The sequence below is a fragment of the Mesorhizobium sp. WSM4828 genome, from assembly GCF_055811175.1.
In genome coordinates this window covers 78,118-102,204 of sequence record NZ_JBVVQK010000018.1, presented here as the reverse complement: position 1 = coordinate 102,204, position 24,087 = coordinate 78,118, and the positions used below count along the sequence as shown (strand labels likewise).

The following is a 24,087-nucleotide window of genomic DNA, read 5'->3' as shown; positions in this document are numbered from 1 at the left end:
CTTAGCCCGATACCGCAAGCTAAACCGCCAGCGGCAGGCGCAGCTCGGTCAGCAGGCCGCCATCGGGATGGTTGGACAGGCTGACTTCGCCGCCGGCGCTACGGGCGATGTTGCGGGCGATGGTCAAGCCGAGGCCGAGGCCGCCGGTCTGGCGGTTGCGCGATTGTTCCAGGCGCACGAACGAGCCGAACACGGCGTCGAGCTCGGCCTGCGGTATGCCCGGACCCTCGTCATGGATCGCCAGCGTGATGATCCTGCCCGATTGACGCAGGCTGAGATGCGCCTTCTTGCCGTAGGTCACCGCGTTCTGGACGAGGTTGGTGACGCAGCGCCGGAGCGCGACCGGCCGCGCGACGCAGATCAGGCCGCGCGAGCGCGCATCGTCATTGTCGAAGGAGACCTCGTCGAAGCCGTCGGCGATCGATTCCACCAGCGACCAGAAATCGATCCTCTCGCTCTTCTCCTCGGTCACCTCGAAAGTGGCGAAGTCGATAACCGAGCTGGCAATACCTTCGATGTCGGCGAGGTCGTGCGCCAGTGCGGCGCGCACGGACGAATTCCTCAGCAGTTCGAGGCGCAGCCGCATCCTGGTCAGCGGCGTGCGCAGGTCGTGCGCCAGTGCGGCCGCAAGATGCTCGCGGTCCTCGACATAGGCGCGCAGCCTCGCCTGCATGGCATTGACCGCCTTTGCCGCGGTACGCACCTCGCGGCTGCCGCTCTCGGCGATCGGCGGGCTCTTCAGGTCCTTGCCGATCCGCTTCACCGCGGTCTCCATCATCCGGTAGGGCGCCGTCAGCCGGCGCAGCGACCAGATCGAGGAAGCTACCACCAGCCCGGCGATCAAGGCATAGAGCGGCAGGCTGTCGAAGCTCAGTATCGGCCCAGCCGGTGTGTTCGGCTCGGTGAAGTTCAGCCATTGGCCGTCGGCAAAGCGAAGCGAGGCGGTCAGCTTGTCGCTCTGGGCGAAATCGGCCGCCAGCACCAGCAGGTCGCGCTCGACCTGGCCGATATCGGGACCGGCGACCGTCCCACCGGGAGCGTCGGCTTCGTGCGTTGCAGGGTCGCGGCGGACCCGCGCGTCGGTGATGCCGAACTTCGATAACCGGCCGACCAATATGTCTTCCAATTCGGCCAGTTCGTCGTCGCCGGCTATCGAGGAAGTAACAGCGGGCGTGTTGGAAACGGTGAGCGCATAAGTGGCGTTGAACAGGCCGGAGGCCGTCGCCTTGCGCTGTTCCGGCGTAGCGTCATGCATCAGCTGTACCAGTGAGAAGGCGCGGTCGTTGAGCCGGTAGAGATCGACGACGTCATTGGCGGCGGCACGGTCGCGCGAAACGATGTAAAGGGTCGCGATCTGGCTGATCAGCAGGCCGGCGATGACGATGAGCAGCACCCAGACCGGCAGCGTTTGCGGCAGGATGCGTCTCATTCGGAGGTCGTCTCAGGCAGGAACTGATAGCCGCCGCTGCGCACGGTCAGGATCAGCTTCGGCGTTTTCGGGTCGTCCTCCATCTTGCGCCGCAGCCGGCTGACCAGAATGTCGACGCTGCGGTCGAAGCTGTAGCCGCTGTCGCCGCCGGACAGCTCGATCAGCTGCTCGCGGCTCAGTACGCGCTGCGCGCTCTTGACGAAGGTCTGCAGGAGATTGAATTCGGCCATCGTCAGCTCGATCCTGACGTCGCCGGGCGCCATCAGCCGGCGGCGCGAACAGTCCATCGTCCAGCCGGCGAAATGGTAGATCTGCCGCGAGGCGGCGCGTCGCGGTTCGGCGGCGCCATTGCGCCTCAAGACGGCACGGATGCGGGCGAGCAGCTCGCGCGGATCGAAGGGTTTCGGCACGTAGTCGTCGGCGCCCATCTCCAGGCCGACGACGCGGTCGGTAGTTTCGGTAACCGCGGTCAGCATGATGATCGGCGTCGAATAATTGGCGCGCAACTCGCGGCAGAGCTCCAGCCCGCTCTTGCCGGGCAGCATGACGTCCAGGACGATCAGGTCGACCTGGGCGCGGCGCAGGACGGTCTCCATCTCGGTGCCGTCGGCGGCGACCGATGTATGCAGCCCTCGCTTCTGGAAGAATTCCTGAAGCAGGTCGCGAATGCCCTTGTCGTCGTCGACGATCAGTATGTGGGGGTCGGATTTCACAGGGAACCTGTCATTTGTGGATCGCCCAAGCGGTGCTTCGGCCGTCAGCCAGACGATAGAATTCAGGCCATAAGTTGGCCAGTGGAGATCGGCGGCCCGATCCGGGCTGCCCAGAAACAATCCAGAAACAAAATTCTACAATCCGGAAAAACTGCCGAAAAAAATCAAAGGCATAAGTGGTGCCGTGGCGGTCAGGTCATCGGCTGCGACACGCGTTACGGGATTACGGATAGACCAATGCAAAGGTTCGCGATCAGTCTGATGGGTGCGTTGCTTTCCATTTCGCTCGTCACGGCCGCGGTTGAACAAGCCGATGCAAAACTGGCCGATGCAAAGGTGGCCAATGCAAAGGCGGCCGATGCAAAGGTGGCGACCACCCGCAGCGAGCGTTGCATCGATCTGAACCGCCAGTTTGACGAAGCCCTCGAAACCCATGCCGCGGCAACGCAGGTCACCGCGGCGAAAGCACTTCAAAGAAAGGGAAACCGGTTCTGCGCCAACAAGAAACAGGCACAGGGAATCCGGATGCTCGCGAACGCTTTGAAGCTGCTTGGAGTGACACCGATCGATCCCGTTCAGTGACACTCAATCCGATCTGCACAAAAAGGAAGTGAAGCCATGAAAAAGTCCCTCCTCTCCGCCCTCGGTCTCGCCATCGCGCTGGCTGTCTCGATGCCCGTTCTCGGCGCCAGCAGCGCCAATGCCGCGACCACTACCCCGGCTGCGACGACAACGACGACCGCTGCGCCGGCCAAGGCCGTGAAGAAGGTCGCTGCCAAGAAGACCGTGAAGAAGCACAAGAAGCACGTGGTCAAGGCAGCTCCGAAGGCCTGATCAAGCGACACCTTTCTACCCCATGAGAAGACCGCTCCAGTTGCGATTTGCCTGGAGCGGTCGTCTTTGTTGGCGTGCGGACAGTAGGGCCAGTCCCGGCCCACACTGCCAGTTGAACGCCAGACGGCAGTTCCCACATAGGCACGGACTTTTGAACTGCGCCCGCCGGGAAGCCGATCGCGCGCGGTTGAATGGACGACCGCTTTTGCCCATGTCAAAATGACCGCAAAGCTGTCGTACGCAATTGCCGGTCCAATGCCTGAAATCACGACAAAACCCCGTACCAGCACGAAGCCGAAGGTCGAACGGCCGAAGCTCTACAAGGTCATCCTGGTCAATGACGATTTCACGCCGCGCGAGTTCGTCGTGACGGTGCTGAAGGCCGAGTTCAAGCTCAGCGAAGACCAGGCGCATAGGATAATGATCACCGCGCACCGGCGCGGCGTCTGCGTTGTCGCCGTCTTCACCAGGGATGTCGCCGAGACCAAGGCGGCGCGGGCAACCGATGCCGGCAAGGCCAAGGGCTACCCGCTGATGTTCACGACGGAGCCGGAGGAGTAGGCGGCGGTTTGTCCTTCTCCCCTTGTGGGAGAAGGTGGCCGAGCGAAGCTCGGTCGGATGAGGGGTGTTCCAGCTTGGCGCCGACAGCGTTCCGTTCAGCACCCCTCAACCGTCTTGGCGCTTCGCGCCAATCCACCTTCTCCCACAAGGGGAGAAGGATAGACCGCCGCGCTACCGCCCTTCGCGATACCACATCGAGCCCATCGCCAGAAGCAGCAGGCCGAGGCCGAGGAAGCCGCCGAACAGCGGCACGCGCGAGACGGCCTTGAGTACGCTGTCGTCGGTGGTGCGCAGGCCGATCCAGTCATTGCCTGAGGCTGCGCCCGAGGAACGGACCGGAACGATTGAGGGCAGCGTGACCGTGCTGGTGAGATTGCCGAGCGCCGAGGCCGGCGCCAGCCGACGAACGCTGCCGCCGGTTGCCTCAGCCGGTGGTTTGAGCCGGTTCTCGGTGGAGACGACGTCGGTGAATTCCGGCGCGTTGACCGGCCCGACATGGGCCAACGCCGTCAGGTCGCCATTGCCGACCTGATAGAGACCGATTTCGCTGGTCTCGACGCTGCCGAGGAAGACGCCTGGTTCGGATTTCTCGAGCCTGACGATCAGTGCCTTGCCGGACGGCGTGATGACTTGCGCCGGGCCGGGGTCGTCGCTCATCGTCTGGCGGCGGATTTCCAGCACCATGCCGCGGCCGTCGGCGGTCAGCCGCTCTTCCTCGAGTTCGGGCTCCTTCATCAGCCAGTGGGCGATGCGCCGGTAGAGCTGGACGTGCGGGCCACCGCCCTCGAAGCCGCGCGCCCACAGCCAGCCCTGGTCGGACAGAAGCATGCCGACGCGGCCTTCGCCCTTGCGGTCGAGCAGCAGCAGCGGCCGGTTGTCGGCGCCCTTCATCACCACCTCGCCCTCGGGGTTCTCGACGCCGATGGTGCGGAACCAGCGGCTCCAATGCGGCGGCTCGGTGGCGGAGCCGTCGAGCCCGCGCGTTACCGGATGACGCTGGCCGGTATCGGTGAGGCGCGGATAGAAGGCCTTGTCGATGACTTCGCCGGTCGGCATTGCCGGCAGCGCCGACATCAGCGGCGTGCGGGCGATCGAGCTTTCGCCGGCATATTCGGGGCCCGCCGCGATCAGCAGCGCGCCGCCCTTTTCGACATATTCGGAGATATAGTCGTAATAGAGGATCGGCAGCACGTCGCGGTGCTGATAGCGGTCGAAGATGATCAGGTCGAAATCCTTGATCTTCTCGACGAACAGCTCGCGCGTCGGGAAGGCGATCAGCGACAATTCGTTGATCGGAGTACCGTCCTGCTTTTCCGGCGGGCGCAGGATGGTGAAGTGCACGAGGTCGACCGAAGCGTCGGATTTCAGCAAATTGCGCCAGGTGCGCTCGCCGGCATGCGGTTCGCCGGAAACAAGCAGCACGCGCAGATTTTCGCGGATGCCGTCGATCAGCGCGATGGCGCGGTTGTTGGTGTCGGTGAGTTCGCCCGGCTCGTGGTTGATGGCGAGTTCGACGATGTTGCGCCCGGCGCTGGGAATCGTCACCTGCAGCGGCATCGCCTGGCCGATGTTGGCGTGCTCGACCGATACCTGCTCGCCGTTGACCGATACGCGGACATCGACCGGACCGGTTTCGTTGTTGGTGGCGATGACGCGATAGGTCATGTCGAGCGGCTTGCCAACGAGGCCGAAGCGCGGCGCATTCTCGAAGCGGATGCGGCGGTCCTTCTCATGCTCGTTGCCGGTAATCAGCGCGTGCAGCGGGGCATTGAAGTCAGGTGCGCCGGGTGGCGCGTCATGCACCTCGCCATCGGTGATCATGATGGCGCCGCCAATGCGCGACGGCGGCACGTCGCGGAAAGCATTTTCGAGTGAGGAAAACAACCGCGTCTCGGTGCGCTCGTCGGCGGCTTCGGACTTGCCGGTTTCGACGACACGAACGTCGAACTGCTTGAAGCGGCCGAGACGCTGCCGAAGCCCGGCCAACGCCGCATCGGTCTGCTTGGTACGGTCGCCGATATCCTGGCTCTGGCTGCGATCGACGACGACGGCGACGATGCTTTTCAGCGGCTCGCGTTCTTCGTCGAGGAACACGGGATTGAGCAGCGCCGCAGCCAGGGCAATCAGGGCTGCCAGGCGGAAGACCGCGCCGCGCTGGCGAAACCAAAGGCCGACCAGCGCCAGCAGCAGCAGCGGCACCAGAACCACTGCGAGCAGCGGCCAGGTGGTGAGCGGTTCGAAGGCGAGCGACCAGTTCACGGTCTATTGCCCCAGCCGTTCGAGCAGCACCGGGACGTGCACCTGATCGGATTTGTAGTTGCCGGTCAGCATGTACATCATGATGTTGACGCCGGCGCGCAGCGCATAGATGCGCTGCATCGGATCCGATGGCACGGTCGGCAATAGCGGGTCGCCATTCTCGTCGACGGCCCAAGCGCCGGCGAAATCATTGGCGGTGATCATGATTGGCGAAACGCCGTCGCCGGTGCGCACCGGGCGGTTCTCGGTGTTGCTGGCTTCAAGCGATGCCTCGACCCAAAGCGGGCTGCCGGCAAAACGGCCGGGAAACTCCGGAAGGATGTAGAAGGATTTGGTCAGCACGTGGTCCGACGGCACCGGTTCCAGCGGTGGCACGTTGAGGTTGCCGAGGATGTCACGCAGCCGCTCCGTCGCCGGGCTGGTCGAATCCGCACCAATGCCATTGGCGAACTGGTCGCGGGTGTCGAACAAGACCGTTCCGCCCTGCTGCATGTAGGCGTCGATGCGGGCGATAGCGGCCTCGCTCGGCATCGGGGCCGAGGGATCGATCGGCCAGTAGATCAGTGGATAGAAGGAAAGTTCGTCCTTCGAGATGTCGACGCCGGCCGGTGCTCCGGGTTCGAGCGCGGTTTTTTCTATGAGGAAGCGGGTCAGGCCTTCGAGCCCGGCGCGGCTGATCGAATCGACACCCGGCTCGCCGGTCAGCACGTAGGCGATCCGGGTCTTTGAAATGTCCCCGATCGCCTCCGTATCTCCCGGTTTGGCGTCGTCGGCACGCGCGACGTCCGCGTGGCCAATCAGGCCGCCGAGCGCAATCAGCAGGACGGCTGCCGTCGCCGCAGCGCCGGCACGGCGCGGCCGGCGCGACAACAGGCCGCCCATCCAGAATACGGCAAGCGTGTCGAGCACCATCAGCACCAGGGCCGCCGTGACCAGCGGACCTTTGAGGTTGCGCTGCTCGTCGAAGGCATACTGGATGGTGGTGACCGGTACCGTGATTTCAGGCCGGGCCAGCGGCGTGAATGCGCTGTCGCCACCGAGCAGATTGTGAGCGAACACTCCCGTCTCGGAGCCGTAGAGGCCGGGCGGGTTTTCCAGCGTCACCGGCAGCGGGCCGGCGCCGGGCACCAGCGGCCTGGCATCCGGCGTCGGCGGCACCAGCGTGCCGTCGGCGGCGATCATGCGATAAGGTGCCAGCGACGTGGCGGCGGCCTCGGCATTGGCGACAGCCGCGCCCTGGTTGCGCGACAATTGCACGATGCGCCGCAGCATCTCGACGAAGCTGCCGGAGATCGGCAGGTTGGACCACGTCGCCTCGGGGGTGACGTGGAACAGCACGAGGGTGCCCTTGTCCTTCTTCATCCCGGTCACCAACGGCGTGCCGTCGGCAAGCGTGGCCCAGGTGCGCTCGACGATGTCGGGCGTCGGTTCGCCCAGCACCTGCCTGGTGACGGTGACCTCGGTGGGCGGCGCGAGGTCGGCGAAGGGGCCGGTTTTCGGGAATTCGGTGACCGGCTGCGGCGCCGTCCATGACAGCGCGCCGCCAAGCGATCGCTCGCCGGTGCGCAGCCGGACCGGCAGCAGGTCGTCGTCATTGCCGGCAGCGGCCAGCCGCGAACCGGCAAAACGCACCAGCGTGCCGCCCTTGTCGACCCAGTCGACCAGCCTTTGCCGCGCCTGTTCCGGAATGGTGCCGACATCCGCCATGACGATCATTGCCGGCTTCTGGTCGAGCAGTTGCGGGATGGCGTCGGCGAGATCGACGCTCGACGGCTCGACGAGATCGGCGAAGGGCTGCAGGGCGCGGCGAATGTAGTAGAGCGGCGACAGCAGCGGTTGCGCCTGATCGGCCTCGGACTGCGAAAGCAGCCCGACGCGGCGGCGTTTTGAGCTCTCATCGAGCACGCGGACGGCACCGGCCTGGCGCTCCCCATCGAGCGCGATGTAGGCGAAGTCGTTACGCAGTTCGAACGGCACCGCCATCGTGCCGGTGGCGGTGGTTCCGCCCGGGGCGAAGGTCAGCGTCGCGTCGGCAATGCGGCGGCCCTTGTCGTCAAAGGCGCCGGCGGTCACCTGTGCAGGTGCCGGATCGCCCGGTGCGCGGATGGCGGTCAGGGCGAAGCCGTCGACCTGATTGTCGGCGCCGGTCAGGCCGGTCAGCGACAGCCGGTCGGAGACGGCCCAGACGACGCGTGCCGCGTTCTTTGACAACAACGTGTTGAACGCGGCTTCGTCGCCTTGCGCCGCCAAGCCATCGGCGAGCACCGCGACGCTGGCGCCCGGCAGCGACTCCAAGGCTGACGCGACGCGGGCGTAGACGGCGGGGCGGTCGGTCGGGATCGGCCGCGGCTTTGCCGCGCGCAGCCGGTCGAGCGCGGCAGCGGCATCGAAGGGACCGATCTCGGCATTCGGCTTCTCGGCGGTGAAAGCGATGAGCACCGGCACGCCGTTCGAATTGGCATCGGCGATCAGCCGCTCGGCGGTGGCGACGCGCTTGCCCCAGTCGGCGGCACTTGCCCAGTCATTGTCGATCACCAGCGCCAAGGCGGCGCCCTCGGCCGGCAGCTTTTCGCGCGGGTTGAAGACGGGTTCGGCAAGTGCCGCCACGACAAGCGCGGCCATCAGCAGCCTGAGCAGCGTCAGCCACCAAGGGCTCTGCTGCGGCGTTTCTTCGCGCCTCAGCACGCGGGCGAGAATCCTGAGCGGCGGAAACACCTCAGTTTGCGGCCTGGGCGGGGTCAGCCGCAGAAGCCACCAGATCACCGGCAGCGCCAGCAGGCCCCACAGCACCATCGGCGCCCCGAAAGAGAGCGGCAGCCAACTCATGCGCGGGCCCTCCCGGCAAAGCTGCCCTCGGCGGTCATGGCCATGTGGATGCGCACCAGCGCCTCGGAGGCAAGGCGATCGGTATGATTGACGGTAAAGCTCCAGCCAAGCCGTTTGCACCAGGCGGCCAGTTCCTGGCGGCGGGCGGCATAAAGCAGGCGATATTCCTCGCCCAGCATTTCGGCACGGCCGGCGGTCAGCTTGTCGCCGGTCTCAGGATCGGTGAATTCGGTGCGCCCGGCATAGGGGAAGCTTTCCTCGGCCGGATCGGCGACCTCGATCAGATGGGCGCGCACGCCGTGGCGGGCGAGCACGTCCAGCCAGGCTATGGTGTCCTCGACCGGGTCGAGGAAATCGCTGACGAGGACGATGTCGCAGAAGCGGCGAATGCCGGACAGGTCGGGCTTTGCCGGCAGGTCGGCGGCGTGCATCAGTTGCGCAGCGATGCGCTCGGCGCCATTGCGGGCGGTGAATGGGTCAGTCAGGCCCGGCCAGGCAATGCGCTCGCCGCTGCGCGACAAAAGCTCGGCCATGGCCAGCGCCAGCACCAGGGCGCGCGATTCCTTGGAAACGCTGGCTCCGGTCGATTTGTAGAGCATGGAAGGCGAGGGGTCGGCCCACAGCCACACCGTATGGGCGGCCTCCCATTCACGGTCGCGGACATAGGTGTGGTCGTCGCGAGCGGAACGGCGCCAGTCAATGCGCGAGGAATCGCCTTCGACATAGGGCCGGAACTGCCAGAAATTCTCGCCGATGCCGCGCTTGCGGCGGCCATGCCAGCCGGCAATTACCGTGTTGACGATGCGGCGCGCCTCGACCAGCAGGTCCGGCACCAACGAAGCCCGCAACCGGCCTCTGGCGAGCGCATCGCGCGTCGCTGCCGGTGCCTGCGCTTCACCGATGCGCGCCATCAAATCCCTTTCGCGAGCTTCGCCACAACATCGCGAACCGTGGTACCCTCGGCGCGGGCGGCGAACGTCAGCGCCATGCGGTGCTGCAGCACCGGCTCGGCCAGCGCCCGGACGTCGTCGACCGACGGCGCCAGTCGGCCGTCATAGAGGGCGCGGGCGCGGGCGCACAGCGTCAGCGCCTGACTGGCGCGCGGGCCTGGGCCCCAGGCGACGTGCTTGTCGGTATCGGCATTGCCCTGGCCAGGACGCGCCGAGCGTACCAGCTTCAGGATCGCCTCGACGACGCTTTCCGGTACCGGCATGCGGCGGATGAGCGTCTGGATGTCCTTCAGTCGCGCCGGCTGCAGCACGTTTTCGGCCTTGGCATCCTCGATACCTGTGGTCTCCAGCAGGATGCGGCGCTCCGCCTCGATCTCGGGGTAGAGGATGTCGACCTGCATCAGGAAACGGTCGAGCTGTGCCTCGGGCAGCGGATAGGTGCCTTCCTGCTCCAGCGGGTTCTGCGTCGCGAGAACGTGGAACGGTGACGGCAGGTCATGGCGCACGCCGGCAATGGTGACGTGGTATTCCTGCATCGCCTGCAGCAGCGCCGACTGGGTACGCGGCGAGGCGCGGTTGATCTCGTCGGCCATCAGCAATTGCGCGAAGATCGGCCCGGAAATGAAGCGGAACGAACGCTTGCCGAATTCATCCTGCTCCATCACCTCTGAGCCGAGAATGTCGGACGGCATTAGGTCGGGCGTGAACTGGATGCGACGCGAATCGAGGCCGAGCACGATGCCCAGCGTTTCGACCAGCTTGGTCTTGGCTAGGCCGGGCACGCCGACCAGCAGTGCGTGGCCGCCGGCCAGCAATGCGACGAGCGTGCGCTCGACGACGCTTTCCTGGCCGAAAATGACCCGCCCGACGCCGTCACGGACCCTCGAAATGTCGGCCAGCGCTTTCTCGGCCTGCGCCACCATGTCCTTTTCGCTGATCGGGCTTTCCTTGATCATAACGCTCATGCAGCATCGATCCTTCTGTTGGAAACACCGCTTGGCACCTTGGTGCCGCAGAGAATGCCGCGATTCGGCCTCGCATGGCGCCTGCAATGAACTTAAATCACAGACTTAGGCTGACAAGCGGAACAACAGTGACTATTTCGTGACCATGACGGAAGCCGCCGACCATCGTGAAGAGAGCCTGACGGCCGCGACCGAGGCGCGCGGGCTGGAAGCGCTGGTCTCGCGTGCGACGCGCGCCGGCAAGGGGCCGGCGCCGGTGGAACGCTGGAATCCGGCGTTCTGTGGCGATCTCGACATGGAAATCAAGCAGGACGGCACCTGGTTCTACCTGGGAACGCCGATCGGCCGGATGCCGCTGGTGCAGCTTTTCTCCTCGGTGCTGCGTAAGGACGAGGACGGCAGGACCTACCTGGTGACGCCGGTGGAAAAGGTCGGCATCCGCGTCGCCGACGCGCCCTTTATTGCCGTCGAGATGGACGTGTCGGGCGCAGGCGACGGACAAATCATAACCTTTCGCACCAATGTCGGGGACTTGGTCGAGGCTGGGGCGGGGCACCCGTTGCGCTTCGTCGATGAGGACGAGACAGGTGGCCTGAAGCCCTATGTGCTGGTGCGCGGGCGGCTGGAGGCGCTGGTGGCGCGGCCGGTGATGTACGAGCTGGTCGAGCACGGCGAAGAGATCGACATCGGTGGCAAGACGATGTTTGCCGTCCGTTCCAAGGGCGAGGTCTATCCAATCATGCCGGCTGAGAAACTGAAACGGCTGAGCGCATGATGGACCGCCTATGATGGATCAGGTGACGCCGCTGCCGTTTTCCGCTGCCGAGTTTCGCCAGCGCGTGGCGGCGCAGCCGTTGGCGCATGCCGGCGACGATTTTGGCGACCACCGCTTCAATCCGGGCCATCCCAGGCTGAAGCTAGCCAAGGCGCTGCGCGATGCCGCCGTGCTGATCCCGGTCGTCGATCATGGCCATGAAGCCACGGTCCTTTTGACCAGGCGGGCGGAAAAGCTGCGCAACCATTCGGGGCAGGTGGCTTTTCCCGGTGGAACCATCGATCCAACCGATGCGAGTCCGGAAGCGGCGGCGTTGCGCGAGACATTCGAGGAGATCGGTCTCGATAGGGATCACATCGAGGTCATCGGCCGTCTGCCGGACTACGTCTCCGGCAGCGGCTATCGCATCGCCCCGGTGCTCGGGATTGTGCGGCCCGGTTTCGGCCTGACACTGAATCCCGACGAGGTCGATGCCGTCTTCGAGGTGCCGCTGGGCTTTCTGATGGACCCCGCCAACCACAGCAGGGACAGTCGCATGTGGAACGACCTCGAATGGTTCTATTACGAGATGCCCTATGGCGGCCAGCGCATCTGGGGCGTCACCGCGGGCATCATCCGAACGCTTTATGAAAGGCTCTATTCGTGAGCAATCCGGTGTCGATTGCTGGCAAGGCCGGCTGGCTCGGCGAAAGCCACCTGCAGCGCCTGCTCGCCGCGCTCACCGACGGCGGCGAGGAGGCGCGTGTCGCCGGCGGTGCGGTGCGCAACGCGCTCATCGGCCAGCCGGTCGCCGACATCGACATCGCCACCACGACGGTGCCCGAGGAAACCATCCGGCGCGCCGAGGCGGCGGGCTTCAAGACGGTGCCGACCGGCATCGAGCATGGCACCGTCACCGCGGTCGCCCACGGCAAGGCCTATGAGGTCACCACGCTGCGTGCCGATATCGAAACCGACGGCCGGCGCGCCAAAGTGTCGTTCGGCCGCGACTGGAAAGCCGACGCTGAGCGGCGCGATTTCACCATCAATGCACTCTATGCCGAAGCCGATGGAACGGTCGTCGATCTGGTCGGCGGTATCGCCGATATCGAAGCGCGGCGGCTGCGCTTCATCGGCGATCCGGAAGCGCGTATCCGCGAGGATTATCTGCGCATCCTGCGTTTCTTCCGTTTCTTCGCCTGGTATGGCGACGGCAGGCCGGATGCCGAAGGATTGAAGGCTTGTGCCAGGCTGAAGCAGGGGCTCGACCAGCTCTCGGTCGAGCGCGTCTGGTGGGAATTGAAGAAATTGCTGTCAGCGCCAGATCCGTCGCGGGCGCTGCTGTGGATGCGCCAGGCCGGCGTTCTGACCGCCGTTTTGCCGGAAAGCGAGAAATGGGGCATCGATGCCATTCACGGGCTGACCAAGACCGAGAAGGATCTGGCCTGGGCGCCGGACCCGCTGCTCAGGCTGGAAGCCATCGTGCCGCCGGATGCCGCGCGCATGAAAACGCTTGCCGAGAGATTGAGGCTTTCCGTGAGCGAGGCAAGCCGGCTGCGGAATTGGGCGATCACGGCGGCCGTCGATCCGAAAACAACCGAAGGAGAGTTGGCGAAAAGGCTCTATTTTGGCGACCGCCAAGGCTTTGTCGATCGGTTGCGGCTGTTGCTCGCTTCCGCTCGAGCCCGCGCGGTCGAAGACAATGACGCACTGCTCGAAGCCGGCGGCTTCTCGCGCCTGCTTGCCTTCGCTGCAAAATGGCAAAACCCTGTTTTTCCGGTCAAGGGCGCCGATCTGACGACGCTTGGCGCATCACCGGGGCCGAAGCTTGGTGCAACGTTGAAGAATCTCGAAAAGGAATGGGTCGAGTCCGGTTTTGCGCTTGATCGCGGCGCGCTGCTCAAGCGCGCCGCGGAGGCACTCGAATCCTGACCGTCACGCTGCGTCGCGGACCTTTTCGATGCGCGAGCGGATCGCCTCGATCATCGTCTCGCGGATCACCGTCTCGCCATGCGTCTCGCGCAGATGCTCGACGGCACGACGCATGACCTCAGCCTCCTCCTCGGCGCGTGTGTGCCACTCGCAGCCGGGTACGAGCGACCCGCAATGGAATTCCTTCATTTGGCTTCTCCTCATCTCCTCCTTGGAGCGTCGCGCCGCGCAATGACACGGAAGCTCCAGACCTTTGATTGCGCGATCCGGAAACCGGGTCCGGTATCCGGGTTACACGCTGGCCAGCTAAGCATAACACGATCGAACGGTTTTGGTTGCCCTACGCCGCGCGTGCAAGCCGACACGCAGTGCTCAAGGGGTACGGATTGCGAAAAAGGCGGAGCAGCGCTGCTCCGCCCTCTTGCGCTACCCCGGAGGCAAGACCTCCGGCGGGCAGGACATCACTTCACGATCTTGACTGCCTCGGCAATTTTGTCCTTGCCGCTCATATCCCACGTGACGCGGACCTTTTCGCCGACCTTCAGGCCAGGATCCTTGAAGGTCTGGGGCAACGTAAAGGTGGCTCCGTTATCCAGAACCAGGCTCATTGCCGTTCCATCAAAGCTTTTGATCGTGCCGGTGGTGTGCTTGACCGCAGCGAGTGCGGCAGTACCAGAGGCGAGAACGGCAGCGGCGGCTGCGGTCATAATAAGCTTGCGCATGGCATGCTCTCCTGGAAAATGCGGGCACCCGCTTGGGAAGGTGCCCCATTCAATCATGGGCCGTCCGGTCACGTCGGGTCGCGGCTCTCGGGAGTAAAGGACCGCCGGCGTTTCCCGGCCCGACGCGACAAATAGCCCAATCTTTTCAATAGAATATTAGACGAAAAAGATATTTTCTGGCGCGCCTTGCGCCACATTTGCCGTCAAATTCTGGGGATTTAGACCCGATTGCGGCTCACATCATGCTCACCGAGATTTTACGGCCATTTCACCTCAGGCGGCAGGCTGGACAGGATCGAGGCGACATTGCCGCCGGTCTTCAGCCCGAAGATGGTGCCGCGATCGTGAAGCAAGTTGAATTCGACATAGCGGCCGCGGCGGATGAGCTGCTCGTCACGGTCGCCATCGGTCCAGTTGTCATTGAAGTTGGCGCGCACCAGATGTCCGTAGACGACGAGAAAAGATCGCCCGACGTCCTGGACGAAGTTGAAATCGGCGTCCCAGCCGCCTTTGTCCTCGCCCGAATGCAGCCAGTCGAAGAAGATACCGCCGGTACCGCGTGGCTCGTCGCGGTGCGGCAGATAGAAGTACTCGTCGCACCAGGCCTTGAATTTCGCGTAGTCGGCGATCGCCGCGTTCTTCTCGCAGGCAAATTGCATCGCCCTGTGGAAGGCGATCGTGTCGGGGTCGTCCTGGCTGCGGCGGCGGTCGAGCACCGGTGTCAGGTCGGCGCCGCCGCCGAACCACTGGCGCGAGGTGACGACCATGCGCGTGTTCATATGCACGGCCGGCACGTTGGGGTTCCACGGATGGGCGATCAGCGAAATGCCGCTCGCCCAGAAGGACGGGTCCTCTTCGGCGCCCGGCATCTGCTTCCTGAATTCGGGCGAGAACTCGCCATGGACGGTCGAGGTGTGGACGCCGACCTTCTCGAAGACGCGGCCGTGCATCATCGACATGGTACCGCCGCCGCCCTTGCCGGCATCGCGTTGCCACGGCGTCTTTTCGAAGCGACCGGGCGACCAGCTGGCCTGCGGCCCCTGCAGGTCCTGCTCGATCTGCTCGAAGCTGGCGCAGATGCGCTCGCGCAACGTCTCGAACCACAGCCGTGCCTTCATCTTCTTCTGTTCGATGTCGGCTGGCAGCCCCGCCGGTATCTCGGGTCGTTGCAAATCCTGTCTCCGGTTGCGGGGCGTACCCCGACAAATGACTCGTCTTTTCCGGCCGCGATCCCTAATCTCTTAGGTGCAAGGGTCAAGTGTGAATGGAGTTCTTTCGTGCGCACCCCGGCAAGACCGCCGCTGGATGGCCTGAAGAAGAGGCTCGACCGTTCGCGCGCTGAGAACGCGCGCATGCCGCGCGACGGATTCCTGCGCGAGACCTTCGTGCTGCCGCGCTCCGACGCTCGTCTCAAGGCGAAGGAATGGTTCGAGCGCTTTCCCAAGCAGGCCTATTGGACCGAGATCGAGAGCTGGTTCGAGCGGCCGGGCGACGTCATCGAATTTACAATCAGGCGGCTGCCGGCGGCGGATTAACGCTCGATCAGCAAGCGTCTCGCTCCCGGCCCCCGGATGCTCAGCCTGTCGTCCTTATTCCTCAGCGGACATTTGTCGATCGACATGCAGCCGCAGCCGATGCAGTCGGTCAGCCCGTCGCGCAGCTTCTTGAGCTGACTGATCTTCTGGTCGAGCTCGTCGCGCCAAGCCGTCGAAAGCAGGTTCCAATCCTCGCGCGTCGGCGTTCGGCCTTCGGGCAATGATCGAAGGGCTCTGCCGATCTCGGCCAGCGAAATGCCGACCTCCTGCGCTACCTTGATGATCGCCACCCGCCGCAGCACGTCGCGGCCGTAACGCCGCTGGTTGCCTGATGTGCGGTGGCTGCGGATCAGCCCGCGCGCTTCGTAGAAATGCAGCGCCGACACCGCCACGCCGCTGCGCATCGCCACCTGGCCGACTGTTAATTCCGTTGCCGCAGCCATCTCCGATTTTCCGCTTGACCTCAAGTTAAGTTGAGCTTGTAGCGAAGAAGCCTCGAAGATGCAAACGGCAGGAGAAGGCGATGTGCGTCTGGATGAGAATGACCGGAGAGGACGCAGTGTTGCGTGAGGACGACGCCTTGGTCGCTGCGGCCGGCGATTGCGTACACATCCTAGCGAAGCTGCCGGATCGCTTCGCCCGCCACCATCGCAACGGAAAGCGCGACGTTGATGCTGCGCGCGCCGGGCTGCATCGGAATGGTCAGGCGTGCATCCGCCGCCTCGTGGACGGCATCCGGCACGCCTGCGGATTCGCGGCCGAACAGGAGAATGTCGTCGCCGGCAAAGACGAAATCCGTGTAGGCGACAGCTGCTTTGGTCGACAGCAGCACCAGCCGCCGCTTGGCAAGCTTGCGCCAGTCCTCGAAGGCGTGCCAGTCGACATGCCGGGTGAGCGCCGCCATTTCGAGGTAGTCCATGCCGGCCCGTTTCAGCGCCCGGTCACTGAGCGGGAAGCCCGCCGGTTCGACAATGTCGACGCCGAGACCGAGGCAAGCGGCGAAGCGCAGGATAGTCCCGGTATTGCCGGCGATATCAGGTTGGTAGAGCGCGATGCGGAGACGGTCGTTCATTTCCGCGTCTTTCTAATAAGTGGCAGATCAGCCACAGAGCTCTCGCGGTTTTGGAAATTCCTGGACTGGCGGGTGGTCATTTTCTGCGAAGTCGGTTATACGGCCAGCATTGTCAACCCGAACCGATGGAGGGGTAATTCATGATGGCCATGCACATCCACCACCCCTCTCGTGGGCTTACCAGCCCGACGGCGGTTTCGGTACGACGATTCTCCTGACCTTTTAGACTTCAATCGCACCGATTCCCGCCGAAACCTTTTCGGCCCTTGAAGGAATCCTGCGATGTTTTTCAAGCTGTGGAAGGGGCTGAACGCCCCACCTGAACACGCTTCGACCGATGCCACCTTTGCCGTGCCGCGCATGCCCGCGACCTGGGTTGGTTCACCCTTCTACCTGCATCTTCAACTGGAGGACGGACCGATGTTCGATCCCTGTAGAATACCCGGCTCAAGAAGCCTGCACGAGCGCAAGACTGCGACCTGGGCGCTTTTGATCGGCGAGACCTACTCGTCGGCGGTTCACGCCGAGACCCGCCGGCGTCCGCATCGCGGCATGCTGCCGGACGTCGATTTCTCGCGCGCCGTTCCGGACTATAGCCGGCCGTCGCTGGTGCGCCGGATCATCAGGCTGATCCGGCCTGGTGCAAAAACCGGCGCGAAAATCCGGATCGTCAAAACGTCGTCAGCATCGTCAAACGAGACTGTCGGCGAAAGGCCCGCGACAACCTATATAGCGCGAAGCAGGACCGGCGAGGCGGACGATTCCGTATCGCCGGTCCTTGGCGCCATGCGGTCTGGGCACCTCGTCCGTTCTCGTGCCGCGTGAGCGGAAACAGTACTGTGAGCATCACTATGTTTAGCTGGTTTGAAAAAAGGCTCGATCCGTTCCCTACCAAGGAGCCGGTCGAGCCGCCGCGGACACTGATCGCCTTTTGCGTGCATTATACGCGCGGCGCGTGGCCCTACATCGCTCTCGATGCGGTGCTGGTGACGGCCATCGCCCTTGCCGAGGTGTGGATGTTCGGCTTCATGGGCCGGATCGTCGACTGGCTGTCCGGACAGAATCGCGAGACGTTCCTGCAGACCGAAGGCTTGAAGCTGGCCGGCATGGCCTTCATCGTGGTTTTCGCGCTGCCGGCAACGGTCTGGTTCCATTCGCTGCTCAACCAGCAGACGCTGATGGGCAACTATCCGATGCGTATCCGCTGGCAGGTGCATCGATACCTGCTCAAGCAGTCGATGAGCTTCTATCAGGACGAGTTTGCCGGGCGCATCGCGACCAAGCTGATGCAGACGGCGCTCGCGGTGCGCGAGTGCGTCATCAAGCTCATCGACGTGCTCAATTATATCGTCGTCTATTTTCTCGGCATGCTGTTCATCGTCGGCTCGGCAGACTGGCGGCTGGCCGCGCCGCTTGCCGTCTGGCTTGCCGGATATGTCCTGCTGTTGCGCTATTTCATCCCGCGGCTGGGCAAGGTCGGCGAGGAGCAGGCCAATGCGCGCTCAACCATGACCGGCCGTGTCGTCGACAGCTACTCCAACATCCAGACGGTCAAGCTGTTCTCGCATGCGCGGCGCGAGGCATCCTTCGCCAAGGACGGTATGGCCGGCTTTCTCGACACGGTTTACCGATCGATGCGGTTGGTGACGCAGCTCTACGGCCTGCTCTACGTCCTGAATTCGCTGCTGTTGTTTTCGGTCACCGCAATCTCGCTATGGCTGTGGCTCGGCCAAGCCGTGACGATCGGAGCCGTCGCCCTGGTCATCGGCCTCGTGCTGCGACTCTGGGGCATGTCGCAATGGATCATGTGGGAGATGTCCACGCTGTTCGAGAATATCGGCACGGTGCAGGACGGCATCGCCTCGATCTCGCTGCCGCGCCTCGTCGAAGACCGGCCTGGCGCCAAGGATATTGCCGTGACCAAGGGAGAGATCCGTTTTGAGGACATCCGCTTCCACTACGGCAAGCAGAAGGGCGTGATCGAAAGCCTGTCGCTGACGGTGAAGCCGGGCGAGAAGGTCGGCATCGTCGGCCGTTCGGGTGCCGGCAAGTCGACGCTGGTCAACCTTCTGTTGCGCTTCTACGACCTCGAAAGCGGCAAGGTCCTGATCGACGGCCAGGACATCGCGGCGGTGACGCAGGACTCGCTCCGCGCCCAGATCGGCATGGTAACGCAGGACACCTCGCTGCTGCATCGCTCGGTACGCGAAAATATCCTCTATGGCCGGCCGGACGCCAGCAACGAGATGCTGATCGAGGCGGCGCGGCGCGCCGAGGCGCTGGATTTCATTGCCGGCTTGTCGGATTCGAACGGCCGCAAGGGTTTCGACGCGCATGTCGGCGATCGCGGCGTCAAATTGTCCGGCGGCCAGCGGCAACGCATCGCCATAGCCCGTGTCATGCTGAAGGACGCGCCGATCCTCATCCTCGACGAGGCGACCTCCGCCCTCGATTCCGAGGCCGAGGCGGCCATCCAGGAGAATCTCTACAAGCTGATGCAAGGCAAGACCGTCATCGCCATTGCCCACCGGCTGTCGACGATCGCGGCCATGGACCGGCTCGTCGTCTTGGACAAGGGCCGCGTCGTCGAGGAAGGTTCGCATGAGGAACTCGTTGCCAAAAGCGGGCTCTACGCCCAACTCTGGCACCGCCAGTCGGGCGGATTCCTGCTCGACGACGGCCCCTCTGCCAACGATGCAGCCGCCAACGATGCAATCGCCAAGGGTGAAGCCGCCGAATGATGACTGCCATCTACCGCTGGTTCGAGAACTGGGTCTATCCATTCCGGGAGCCCGCGGACCTTCGGCCACCTGCCGGAGTCAGGGGTTTCCTCTGGCATTATGTCGGGCAGGCGAAGATTGCCTTCTTCGCAATGCTGGTGATCGGCGGCATCGCGCCGCTGGTCGAAGCCGGACTGTTCTATTTCGTCGGGCGGCTGGTCGACATCCTCGATCAGCTTCCCGGCGAACGCAGCTGGCACGCGCTGTGGACTGCCGCCGGCCCGGAACTTGTCTTCATGATCGCGGTGGTGCTGGTCATCCGCACCATCGTCGTCAGCCTGTCGGCGCTGGTCGACGAGCAGACGATCACGCCGGGTTTCTATAATCTGGTGCGCTGGCAGGCGCATCGCCATGTCTCGCGCCAATCCTACGCCTTCTTCCAGAACGACTTTGCCGGACGTATCGCGACCAAGGTCTGGCAGGCGGGACAGGCGACCGGCGATCTGATGGAAAGCTTCATCGAGGTCGTCTGGTTCATGGTCGTGTATACGGTGACGACGCTGGCGCTGGTCGCCGGGCTTGATCTCCGGCTAGCGATGCTGGTGGTGATCTGGATTACCGCCTTCGGCTTGCTGGCCAGGCGCTATGTGCCGGCGATCCGCAAGCATGCCGAAGCCACAGCCGAAGCCGGCTCGATGATCACCGGCCGCCTTGTCGATTCCTATTCGAACGTGCAGACGTTGAAACTGTTCTCGGCCGATGGCGACGACCGCTACATCAGGAACGGCTTCGACATCTATCTCGACGCGCTGCGCCCGTTCACCCGCCGGCTGACAGGCGTGCGCATGGCGCTGACGATGCTGTCGGGCGTCATGATCACGGCGATCGCCTGCTTTGCCGTTTATCTTTGGGTCGAGGGCTCGATCACGGTCGGTGCCGTGGCCTTCACGCTGTCTTTGGTGCTGCGGCTGAACATGCTGCTCGGCCGGCTGATGATGCAGCTAAACGGCATATTGCGAAACCTCGGCGTGCTGGAAAACTCCAAGGCGCTGATCTCGCAGCCGCTCGGTCTGACCGATGCGCCGGACGCGAAAGAGCTTGTCGTCGGCGGCGGGCGCATCGACGTCAGCAATGTCGAGTTCCACTACGGCAAGGGGTCCGGCGTGCTTAACGGCATCGACCTCGTCGTGCGGCCGGGCGAAAAGGTCGGCCTGGTCGGCCCGTCCGGCGCCGGCAAGACGACCTTGGTCAATCTGATCCTGCGCCTCTACGACCTCGAGAGCGGCAAGATCACCATTGACGGGCAGGACGTCTCCCGGGTCACGCAGAATTCGCTGCGCGCCAATATCGGCGTCGTCAGCCAGGATACGGCACTGTTCCACCGCTCGCTGCGCGACAATATCAAGCTCGGCATGCCGGCAGCGACCGACGCCGAGGTGGTTGCGGCAGCGGAGAAGGCCGAGGCGCACGAGTTCATCCTCGGGCTGCGCGACAATCGCGATCGTATTGGCTACGAGGCCTATGTCGGCGAGCGCGGCGTCAAGCTCTCCGGCGGTCAGCGCCAGCGCGTGGCGATCGCCCGCGTCTTCCTCAAGGATGCACCGATCCTGGTGCTCGATGAGGCGACCTCGGCGCTCGATTCCGACATCGAGGCGGCGATCCAGGAGAATCTGGCAAGGCTGATGGAAGGCAAGACGGTCATCGCCATCGCCCATCGGCTGTCGACCATTGCGGCACTCGACCGGCTGGTGGTGCTCGACGAAGGCCGCATCGTCGAGCAAGGCACGCATGACGAGCTGGTCGGGCTCGACGGGCTCTATGCCAGGCTGTGGAGGCGGCAGTCCGGCGGCTTCCTGTTCAACGAGGAGAGCGCGCTGGCCGAGACCCGGCCGGCGGAGTAGTTTTACAAGCGGAGTAGACCATGGCGGTGAGAATGCCATCGAATTTCGGACGGGCCGGCGCGCAGGAGAGCGCGTTGGACCTGCTTGGCCATGAAATCCTCGGCGAGAAGGCGGCCGCGCTCGGCCGCGCCGGCCGGCGCGTCGAGGAAACACTGACGAGGCTGCGCGAGAATTGCGACAGCGACGATCGAGCCCGGCTGCTCAAGGACGCAGCCGAAGCGGTGCACGGCTATTTCATCCAGCGCGAACTCTGCGGCCTGCGCAAGCACGACGCGGTGATCCGGGAATACAACATTCCCAAGGCCGTGCTGGCCAGGCTCGGTGCCAGCGCATGATCCGAACCGGAATTGGTTCGGGAGGCGTTATTCCAGCCACTCGGTGATGAAGCTGCCGTTCTCGTGTATGTCGGTGGTTTCCAGCGGGCCTGGCCCGAGATTGGTGAATTTGTGCGGCGTGTTCGGCGGCACGATCAGGATCTGGCCGGCTGTGGCCTCGATCTGCCGGTCGCCGAGGGTGAACAGACCGGTCCCGGTCCGGACGATAAAAATCTCGCAATAGGGATGGCTGTGCAGCCTGGGGCCGCCGCCGATTTCGGGCAGGTAGTTGAAGATCAGACAGCTGTTCGAGCCGTAAGCTCCGCCTTGCAGCTCGCCCTGCCAGTGATCGGGCCAGCGGTCGGGCGCGTCGGCCCATTTTGTCGCGGTCTATGACATGCGCCATAGGCCGAGGATAAACCGGGCCAGTGCCAGCTGTCGAGGCGAACGCAGCCATTTGGTTTTGCTGCTGTTTTCCAATCATTCCGCCGTGCGAATTACGTCCCCGCGACAATCTGCCCTTGTGCCTTCACCCGTCTGGACAAAAACAGGCTTCACGCATAAACCCAAGTCCCAAATGCCGGAGGAATTCGCTAGCCTGTTCGCCATGCGCTGTCGGGCCGGCGCGATTGAGCGGGAACAAGGCTCGGCCGCCGGCACGGAAGAGGCGAAAGGATCAGGCACCCGTGAGCGCAACCGACACCCAGGATCCCAACCGTCGTGATTTTCTCTACGTTGCCACCGGCATGGCCGCGGTGGTCGGCGCGGGCGCCGTCGCCTGGCCGTTCATCGACCAGATGCGTCCGGATGCCTCGACACTGGCGCTCGCCTCGGTCGAGGTCGACGTCTCCTCGCTGACGCCGGGAATGTCGCTCGTCGTGAAGTGGCGCGGCAAGCCGGTTGTCGTGCGCAACCGCACCGAAAAAGAGATGAAGGAAGCCGAGGCGGTCAATCTCGCCGAGCTCAAGGATCCAATCGCCCGCAATGCCAACCTGCCGGCCGACGCGCCGGCAACCGATGCCAACCGAACCACGCCGGGCAAGGAAGCCTGGATGGTGATGGTACAGGTCTGCACCCATCTTGGCTGCATCCCGCTCGGCCAGGAAGGCGATTTCGGCGGCTGGTTCTGCCCATGCCACGGTTCCGTATACGATACTGCCGGCCGCATCCGGAAGGGTCCGGCGCCGGAGAACATGGCAGTACCGGTGTTCCAATTCGTTTCCGACACCAAGATCCGTATCGGCTGAGGCAGGGGATATTTCCATGAGCGAGGGACACTCGACCTATACGCCCAAGACCGGCATCGGACGCTGGTTCGATTCGCGCATGCCGCTGCCGCGGCTGGTCTATGACAGCTTCATCGCCTATCCGGTGCCGCGCAATCTAAACTATGCCTGGACCTTCGGCGGCATCCTCGCGCTTATGCTGGCGGCGCAGATCCTGACCGGTATCGTGCTGGCCATGCACTACGCAGCCGACAGCACCCTCGCCTTCGATTCGGTCGAGAAGATCATGCGCGACGTGAATTCCGGCTGGCTGCTGCGCTACATGCATTCGAACGGCGCGTCGTTCTTCTTCATCGCCGTCTACATCCATATTTTCCGCGGACTCTACTACGGCTCCTATAAGGCGCCGCGCGAGCTGCTGTGGATCCTCGGCTGCATCATCTACCTGCTGATGATGGCGACCGGGTTCATGGGCTATGTGCTGCCTTGGGGACAGATGTCGTTCTGGGGCGCTACCGTCATCACCGGCTTCTTCACCGCCATACCGCTGGTTGGTGACTGGATCCAGCAGCTTCTGCTCGGCGGCTTCGCGGTCGACAATCCGACGCTGAACCGCTTCTTTGCGCTGCATTACCTTTTGCCGTTCATGATCGCCGGCGTGGTCGTGCTGCACATCTGGGCGCTCCACGTCGTCGGCCAGAACAATCCGACCGGCATCGAGGTCAAATCGAAGACCGACACGCTCGCCTTCACGCCTTACGCGACCATCAAGGATGGGTTCGGCATGATCGTGTTCCTGTTCGTCTTCGCCTATTTCGTGTTCTACCTGCCGAACTATCTCGGCCATCCGGACAATTACACCGTGGCCAACCCGCTGAAGACGCCGGCCCACATTGTGCCGGAATGGTACTTCCTGCCGTTCTACGCGATCCTGCGCGCCATCACCTTCAATATCGGGCCGATCAACTCCAAACTCGGCGGCGTGCTCTGCCTTTTCGGGGCGATCGTCATGCTGTTCCTGGTGCCGTGGCTCGACACCTCAAAGGTGCGCTCGGCGGTCTACCGGCCCTGGTACAAGCTGTTCTTCTGGCTGTTCGTAGCCGACTCCATCCTGCTGGGCTGGCTGGGCTCGCAGCCGGCCGAGGGCAGCTATGTGTTCATGGCGCAGATGGCGACGCTGTTCTACTTCGCCTTCTTCCTGGTAGCGCTCCCGGTGCTCGGGCTGATCGAAAAGCCGCGGCGGCTGCCGAATTCGATCACCGAGGCAGTGCTCGAGAAGAACAAGGGCGGCGGTGGACATCCTGCCGGCGCCACGGCCGCGCCGGAAACCAAGGGCTGAGCATGATTGCGAAAAGTGGAAACCGGTACTCGGAC

At 63.9% G+C, this 24,087-nt stretch carries 24 protein-coding genes and 1 pseudogene; 13 read left to right on the top strand and 12 right to left on the bottom strand.

From position 1 onward, the window contains the following. Positions 1 to 19: 19 nt before the first annotated feature. Both AC0L2X_RS20565 and AC0L2X_RS20560 read right to left on the bottom strand, forming a co-directional pair. On the bottom strand, positions 20 to 1,429 hold the full coding sequence (locus AC0L2X_RS20565) for an ATP-binding protein (protein ID WP_473558984.1): 1,410 nt from the start codon (positions 1,427 to 1,429) through the stop codon (positions 20 to 22). After that, positions 1,426 to 2,142 carry a response regulator gene (locus AC0L2X_RS20560; RefSeq protein ID WP_254819161.1) on the bottom strand — a complete coding sequence of 239 codons (717 nt, stop codon included), beginning with the start codon at positions 2,140 to 2,142 and terminating at the stop codon, positions 1,426 to 1,428. The genes AC0L2X_RS20565 and AC0L2X_RS20560 overlap by 4 nt, the downstream gene beginning before the upstream one ends. A 237-nt stretch (positions 2,143 to 2,379) precedes the next feature. Here AC0L2X_RS20560 and AC0L2X_RS20555 point away from each other — a divergent pair, with 237 nt between their 5' ends. The 3 genes from AC0L2X_RS20555 to clpS all read left to right on the top strand — a co-directional run bounded on the left by AC0L2X_RS20555 (position 2,380) and on the right by clpS (position 3,537). Further along, the gene (locus AC0L2X_RS20555) at positions 2,380 to 2,724 is read left to right on the top strand and encodes a hypothetical protein (protein ID WP_352489132.1); all 345 of its coding nucleotides are present in this window, start codon (positions 2,380 to 2,382) and stop codon (positions 2,722 to 2,724) included. A gap of 36 nt (positions 2,725 to 2,760) precedes the next feature. Further along, complete coding sequence (locus AC0L2X_RS20550) at positions 2,761 to 2,976, top strand: hypothetical protein (RefSeq protein ID WP_254819162.1); 216 nt, start codon at positions 2,761 to 2,763, stop codon at positions 2,974 to 2,976. Between the two features lie 255 nt (positions 2,977 to 3,231). Beyond that, the gene (clpS, locus tag AC0L2X_RS20545; RefSeq protein WP_023679498.1) at positions 3,232 to 3,537 is read left to right on the top strand and encodes an ATP-dependent Clp protease adapter ClpS; all 306 of its coding nucleotides are present in this window, start codon (positions 3,232 to 3,234) and stop codon (positions 3,535 to 3,537) included. A gap of 171 nt (positions 3,538 to 3,708) precedes the next feature. On the opposite strand, the gene AC0L2X_RS20540 is transcribed toward clpS, so the two are convergent. From AC0L2X_RS20540 to AC0L2X_RS20525, 4 genes are read right to left on the bottom strand one after another with little or no spacing between them, the layout of a single operon-like run. Beyond that, entirely contained in the window at positions 3,709 to 5,796 is a 2,088-nt protein-coding gene (locus AC0L2X_RS20540; protein ID WP_473558986.1) for a hypothetical protein, read from the bottom strand. 3 nt (positions 5,797 to 5,799) lie between these two features. After that, a complete protein-coding gene (locus tag AC0L2X_RS20535) occupies positions 5,800 to 8,622 on the bottom strand; it encodes a DUF4159 domain-containing protein (protein WP_473558988.1) in 2,823 nt (940 codons plus the stop codon). Further along, a complete protein-coding gene (locus AC0L2X_RS20530; RefSeq protein ID WP_473558990.1) occupies positions 8,619 to 9,533 on the bottom strand; it encodes a DUF58 domain-containing protein in 915 nt (304 codons plus the stop codon). The genes AC0L2X_RS20535 and AC0L2X_RS20530 overlap by 4 nt, the downstream gene beginning before the upstream one ends. Then, positions 9,533 to 10,537: an AAA family ATPase gene (locus tag AC0L2X_RS20525; RefSeq protein WP_473558992.1), complete on the bottom strand. Its 1,005-nt coding sequence runs from the start codon at positions 10,535 to 10,537 to the stop codon at positions 9,533 to 9,535. The genes AC0L2X_RS20530 and AC0L2X_RS20525 overlap by 1 nt, the downstream gene beginning before the upstream one ends. Before the next feature lie 145 nt (positions 10,538 to 10,682). Between AC0L2X_RS20525 and AC0L2X_RS20520 the strand changes: the two genes are divergently transcribed. Genes AC0L2X_RS20520 through AC0L2X_RS20510 form a run of 3 tightly spaced genes read left to right on the top strand, consistent with a single transcriptional unit; the run spans position 10,683 to position 13,223 of the window. Continuing rightward, positions 10,683 to 11,312 carry a DUF1285 domain-containing protein gene (locus AC0L2X_RS20520; RefSeq protein WP_473559135.1) on the top strand — a complete coding sequence of 210 codons (630 nt, stop codon included), beginning with the start codon at positions 10,683 to 10,685 and terminating at the stop codon, positions 11,310 to 11,312. Positions 11,313 to 11,325: 13 nt separating this feature from the next. Beyond that, entirely contained in the window at positions 11,326 to 11,958 is a 633-nt protein-coding gene (locus AC0L2X_RS20515) for a CoA pyrophosphatase (RefSeq protein ID WP_473558993.1), read from the top strand. After that, entirely contained in the window at positions 11,955 to 13,223 is a 1,269-nt protein-coding gene (locus AC0L2X_RS20510; RefSeq protein WP_473558994.1) for a CCA tRNA nucleotidyltransferase, read from the top strand. The genes AC0L2X_RS20515 and AC0L2X_RS20510 overlap by 4 nt, the downstream gene beginning before the upstream one ends. A gap of 3 nt (positions 13,224 to 13,226) precedes the next feature. On the opposite strand, the gene AC0L2X_RS20505 is transcribed toward AC0L2X_RS20510, so the two are convergent. From AC0L2X_RS20505 to hemF, 3 genes are all read right to left on the bottom strand, one after another. Further along, positions 13,227 to 13,412: a DUF1059 domain-containing protein gene (locus AC0L2X_RS20505; RefSeq protein ID WP_023679490.1), complete on the bottom strand. Its 186-nt coding sequence runs from the start codon at positions 13,410 to 13,412 to the stop codon at positions 13,227 to 13,229. Between the two features lie 272 nt (positions 13,413 to 13,684). Next, positions 13,685 to 13,945 (bottom strand): DUF1344 domain-containing protein, encoded by a 261-nt coding sequence (locus AC0L2X_RS20500; protein ID WP_473558996.1) that lies wholly within the window; start codon positions 13,943 to 13,945, stop codon positions 13,685 to 13,687. Positions 13,946 to 14,202: 257 nt separating this feature from the next. Further along, on the bottom strand, positions 14,203 to 15,117 hold the full coding sequence (gene hemF, locus AC0L2X_RS20495) for an oxygen-dependent coproporphyrinogen oxidase (protein ID WP_473558998.1): 915 nt from the start codon (positions 15,115 to 15,117) through the stop codon (positions 14,203 to 14,205). Between the two features lie 105 nt (positions 15,118 to 15,222). On the opposite strand from hemF, the gene AC0L2X_RS20490 reads away from it, so the two are divergent. Continuing rightward, complete coding sequence (locus AC0L2X_RS20490; RefSeq protein WP_023679487.1) at positions 15,223 to 15,480, top strand: hypothetical protein; 258 nt, start codon at positions 15,223 to 15,225, stop codon at positions 15,478 to 15,480. On the opposite strand, the gene soxR is transcribed toward AC0L2X_RS20490, so the two are convergent. Both soxR and AC0L2X_RS20480 read right to left on the bottom strand, forming a co-directional pair. Next, positions 15,477 to 15,923 (bottom strand): redox-sensitive transcriptional activator SoxR, encoded by a 447-nt coding sequence (gene soxR, locus AC0L2X_RS20485; protein WP_352488985.1) that lies wholly within the window; start codon positions 15,921 to 15,923, stop codon positions 15,477 to 15,479. The genes AC0L2X_RS20490 and soxR overlap by 4 nt on opposite strands. 170 nt (positions 15,924 to 16,093) lie before the next feature. Continuing rightward, positions 16,094 to 16,552, bottom strand: coding sequence for a tRNA (cytidine(34)-2'-O)-methyltransferase (locus AC0L2X_RS20480; protein WP_352664642.1), 459 nt, complete (start codon positions 16,550 to 16,552; stop codon positions 16,094 to 16,096). A 282-nt stretch (positions 16,553 to 16,834) separates the two neighbouring features. Between AC0L2X_RS20480 and AC0L2X_RS20475 the strand changes: the two genes are divergently transcribed. From AC0L2X_RS20475 to AC0L2X_RS20460, 4 genes are read left to right on the top strand one after another with little or no spacing between them, the layout of a single operon-like run. Further along, a complete protein-coding gene (locus AC0L2X_RS20475; protein ID WP_352488987.1) occupies positions 16,835 to 17,377 on the top strand; it encodes a hypothetical protein in 543 nt (180 codons plus the stop codon). A 26-nt stretch (positions 17,378 to 17,403) separates the two neighbouring features. Continuing rightward, on the top strand, positions 17,404 to 19,293 hold the full coding sequence (locus AC0L2X_RS20470) for an ABC transporter ATP-binding protein (protein WP_352489137.1): 1,890 nt from the start codon (positions 17,404 to 17,406) through the stop codon (positions 19,291 to 19,293). Further along, positions 19,290 to 21,173 carry an ABC transporter ATP-binding protein gene (locus tag AC0L2X_RS20465; protein ID WP_473559001.1) on the top strand — a complete coding sequence of 628 codons (1,884 nt, stop codon included), beginning with the start codon at positions 19,290 to 19,292 and terminating at the stop codon, positions 21,171 to 21,173. The genes AC0L2X_RS20470 and AC0L2X_RS20465 overlap by 4 nt, the downstream gene beginning before the upstream one ends. Positions 21,174 to 21,193: 20 nt before the next feature. Beyond that, the gene (locus AC0L2X_RS20460; protein ID WP_473559003.1) at positions 21,194 to 21,508 is read left to right on the top strand and encodes a DUF6665 family protein; all 315 of its coding nucleotides are present in this window, start codon (positions 21,194 to 21,196) and stop codon (positions 21,506 to 21,508) included. Positions 21,509 to 21,535: 27 nt separating this feature from the next. Here the strand turns inward: AC0L2X_RS20460 and AC0L2X_RS20455 are convergent. Then, positions 21,536 to 21,893 (bottom strand): annotated as a pseudogene (locus AC0L2X_RS20455) (cupin domain-containing protein). A gap of 280 nt (positions 21,894 to 22,173) precedes the next feature. On the opposite strand from AC0L2X_RS20455, the gene petA reads away from it, so the two are divergent. Continuing rightward, positions 22,174 to 22,734 (top strand): ubiquinol-cytochrome c reductase iron-sulfur subunit, encoded by a 561-nt coding sequence (gene petA, locus AC0L2X_RS20450; RefSeq protein ID WP_352488992.1) that lies wholly within the window; start codon positions 22,174 to 22,176, stop codon positions 22,732 to 22,734. 16 nt (positions 22,735 to 22,750) lie between these two features. Further along, the gene (locus AC0L2X_RS20445) at positions 22,751 to 24,052 is read left to right on the top strand and encodes a cytochrome b (RefSeq protein WP_352488993.1); all 1,302 of its coding nucleotides are present in this window, start codon (positions 22,751 to 22,753) and stop codon (positions 24,050 to 24,052) included. Positions 24,053 to 24,087: the final 35 nt, after the last annotated feature.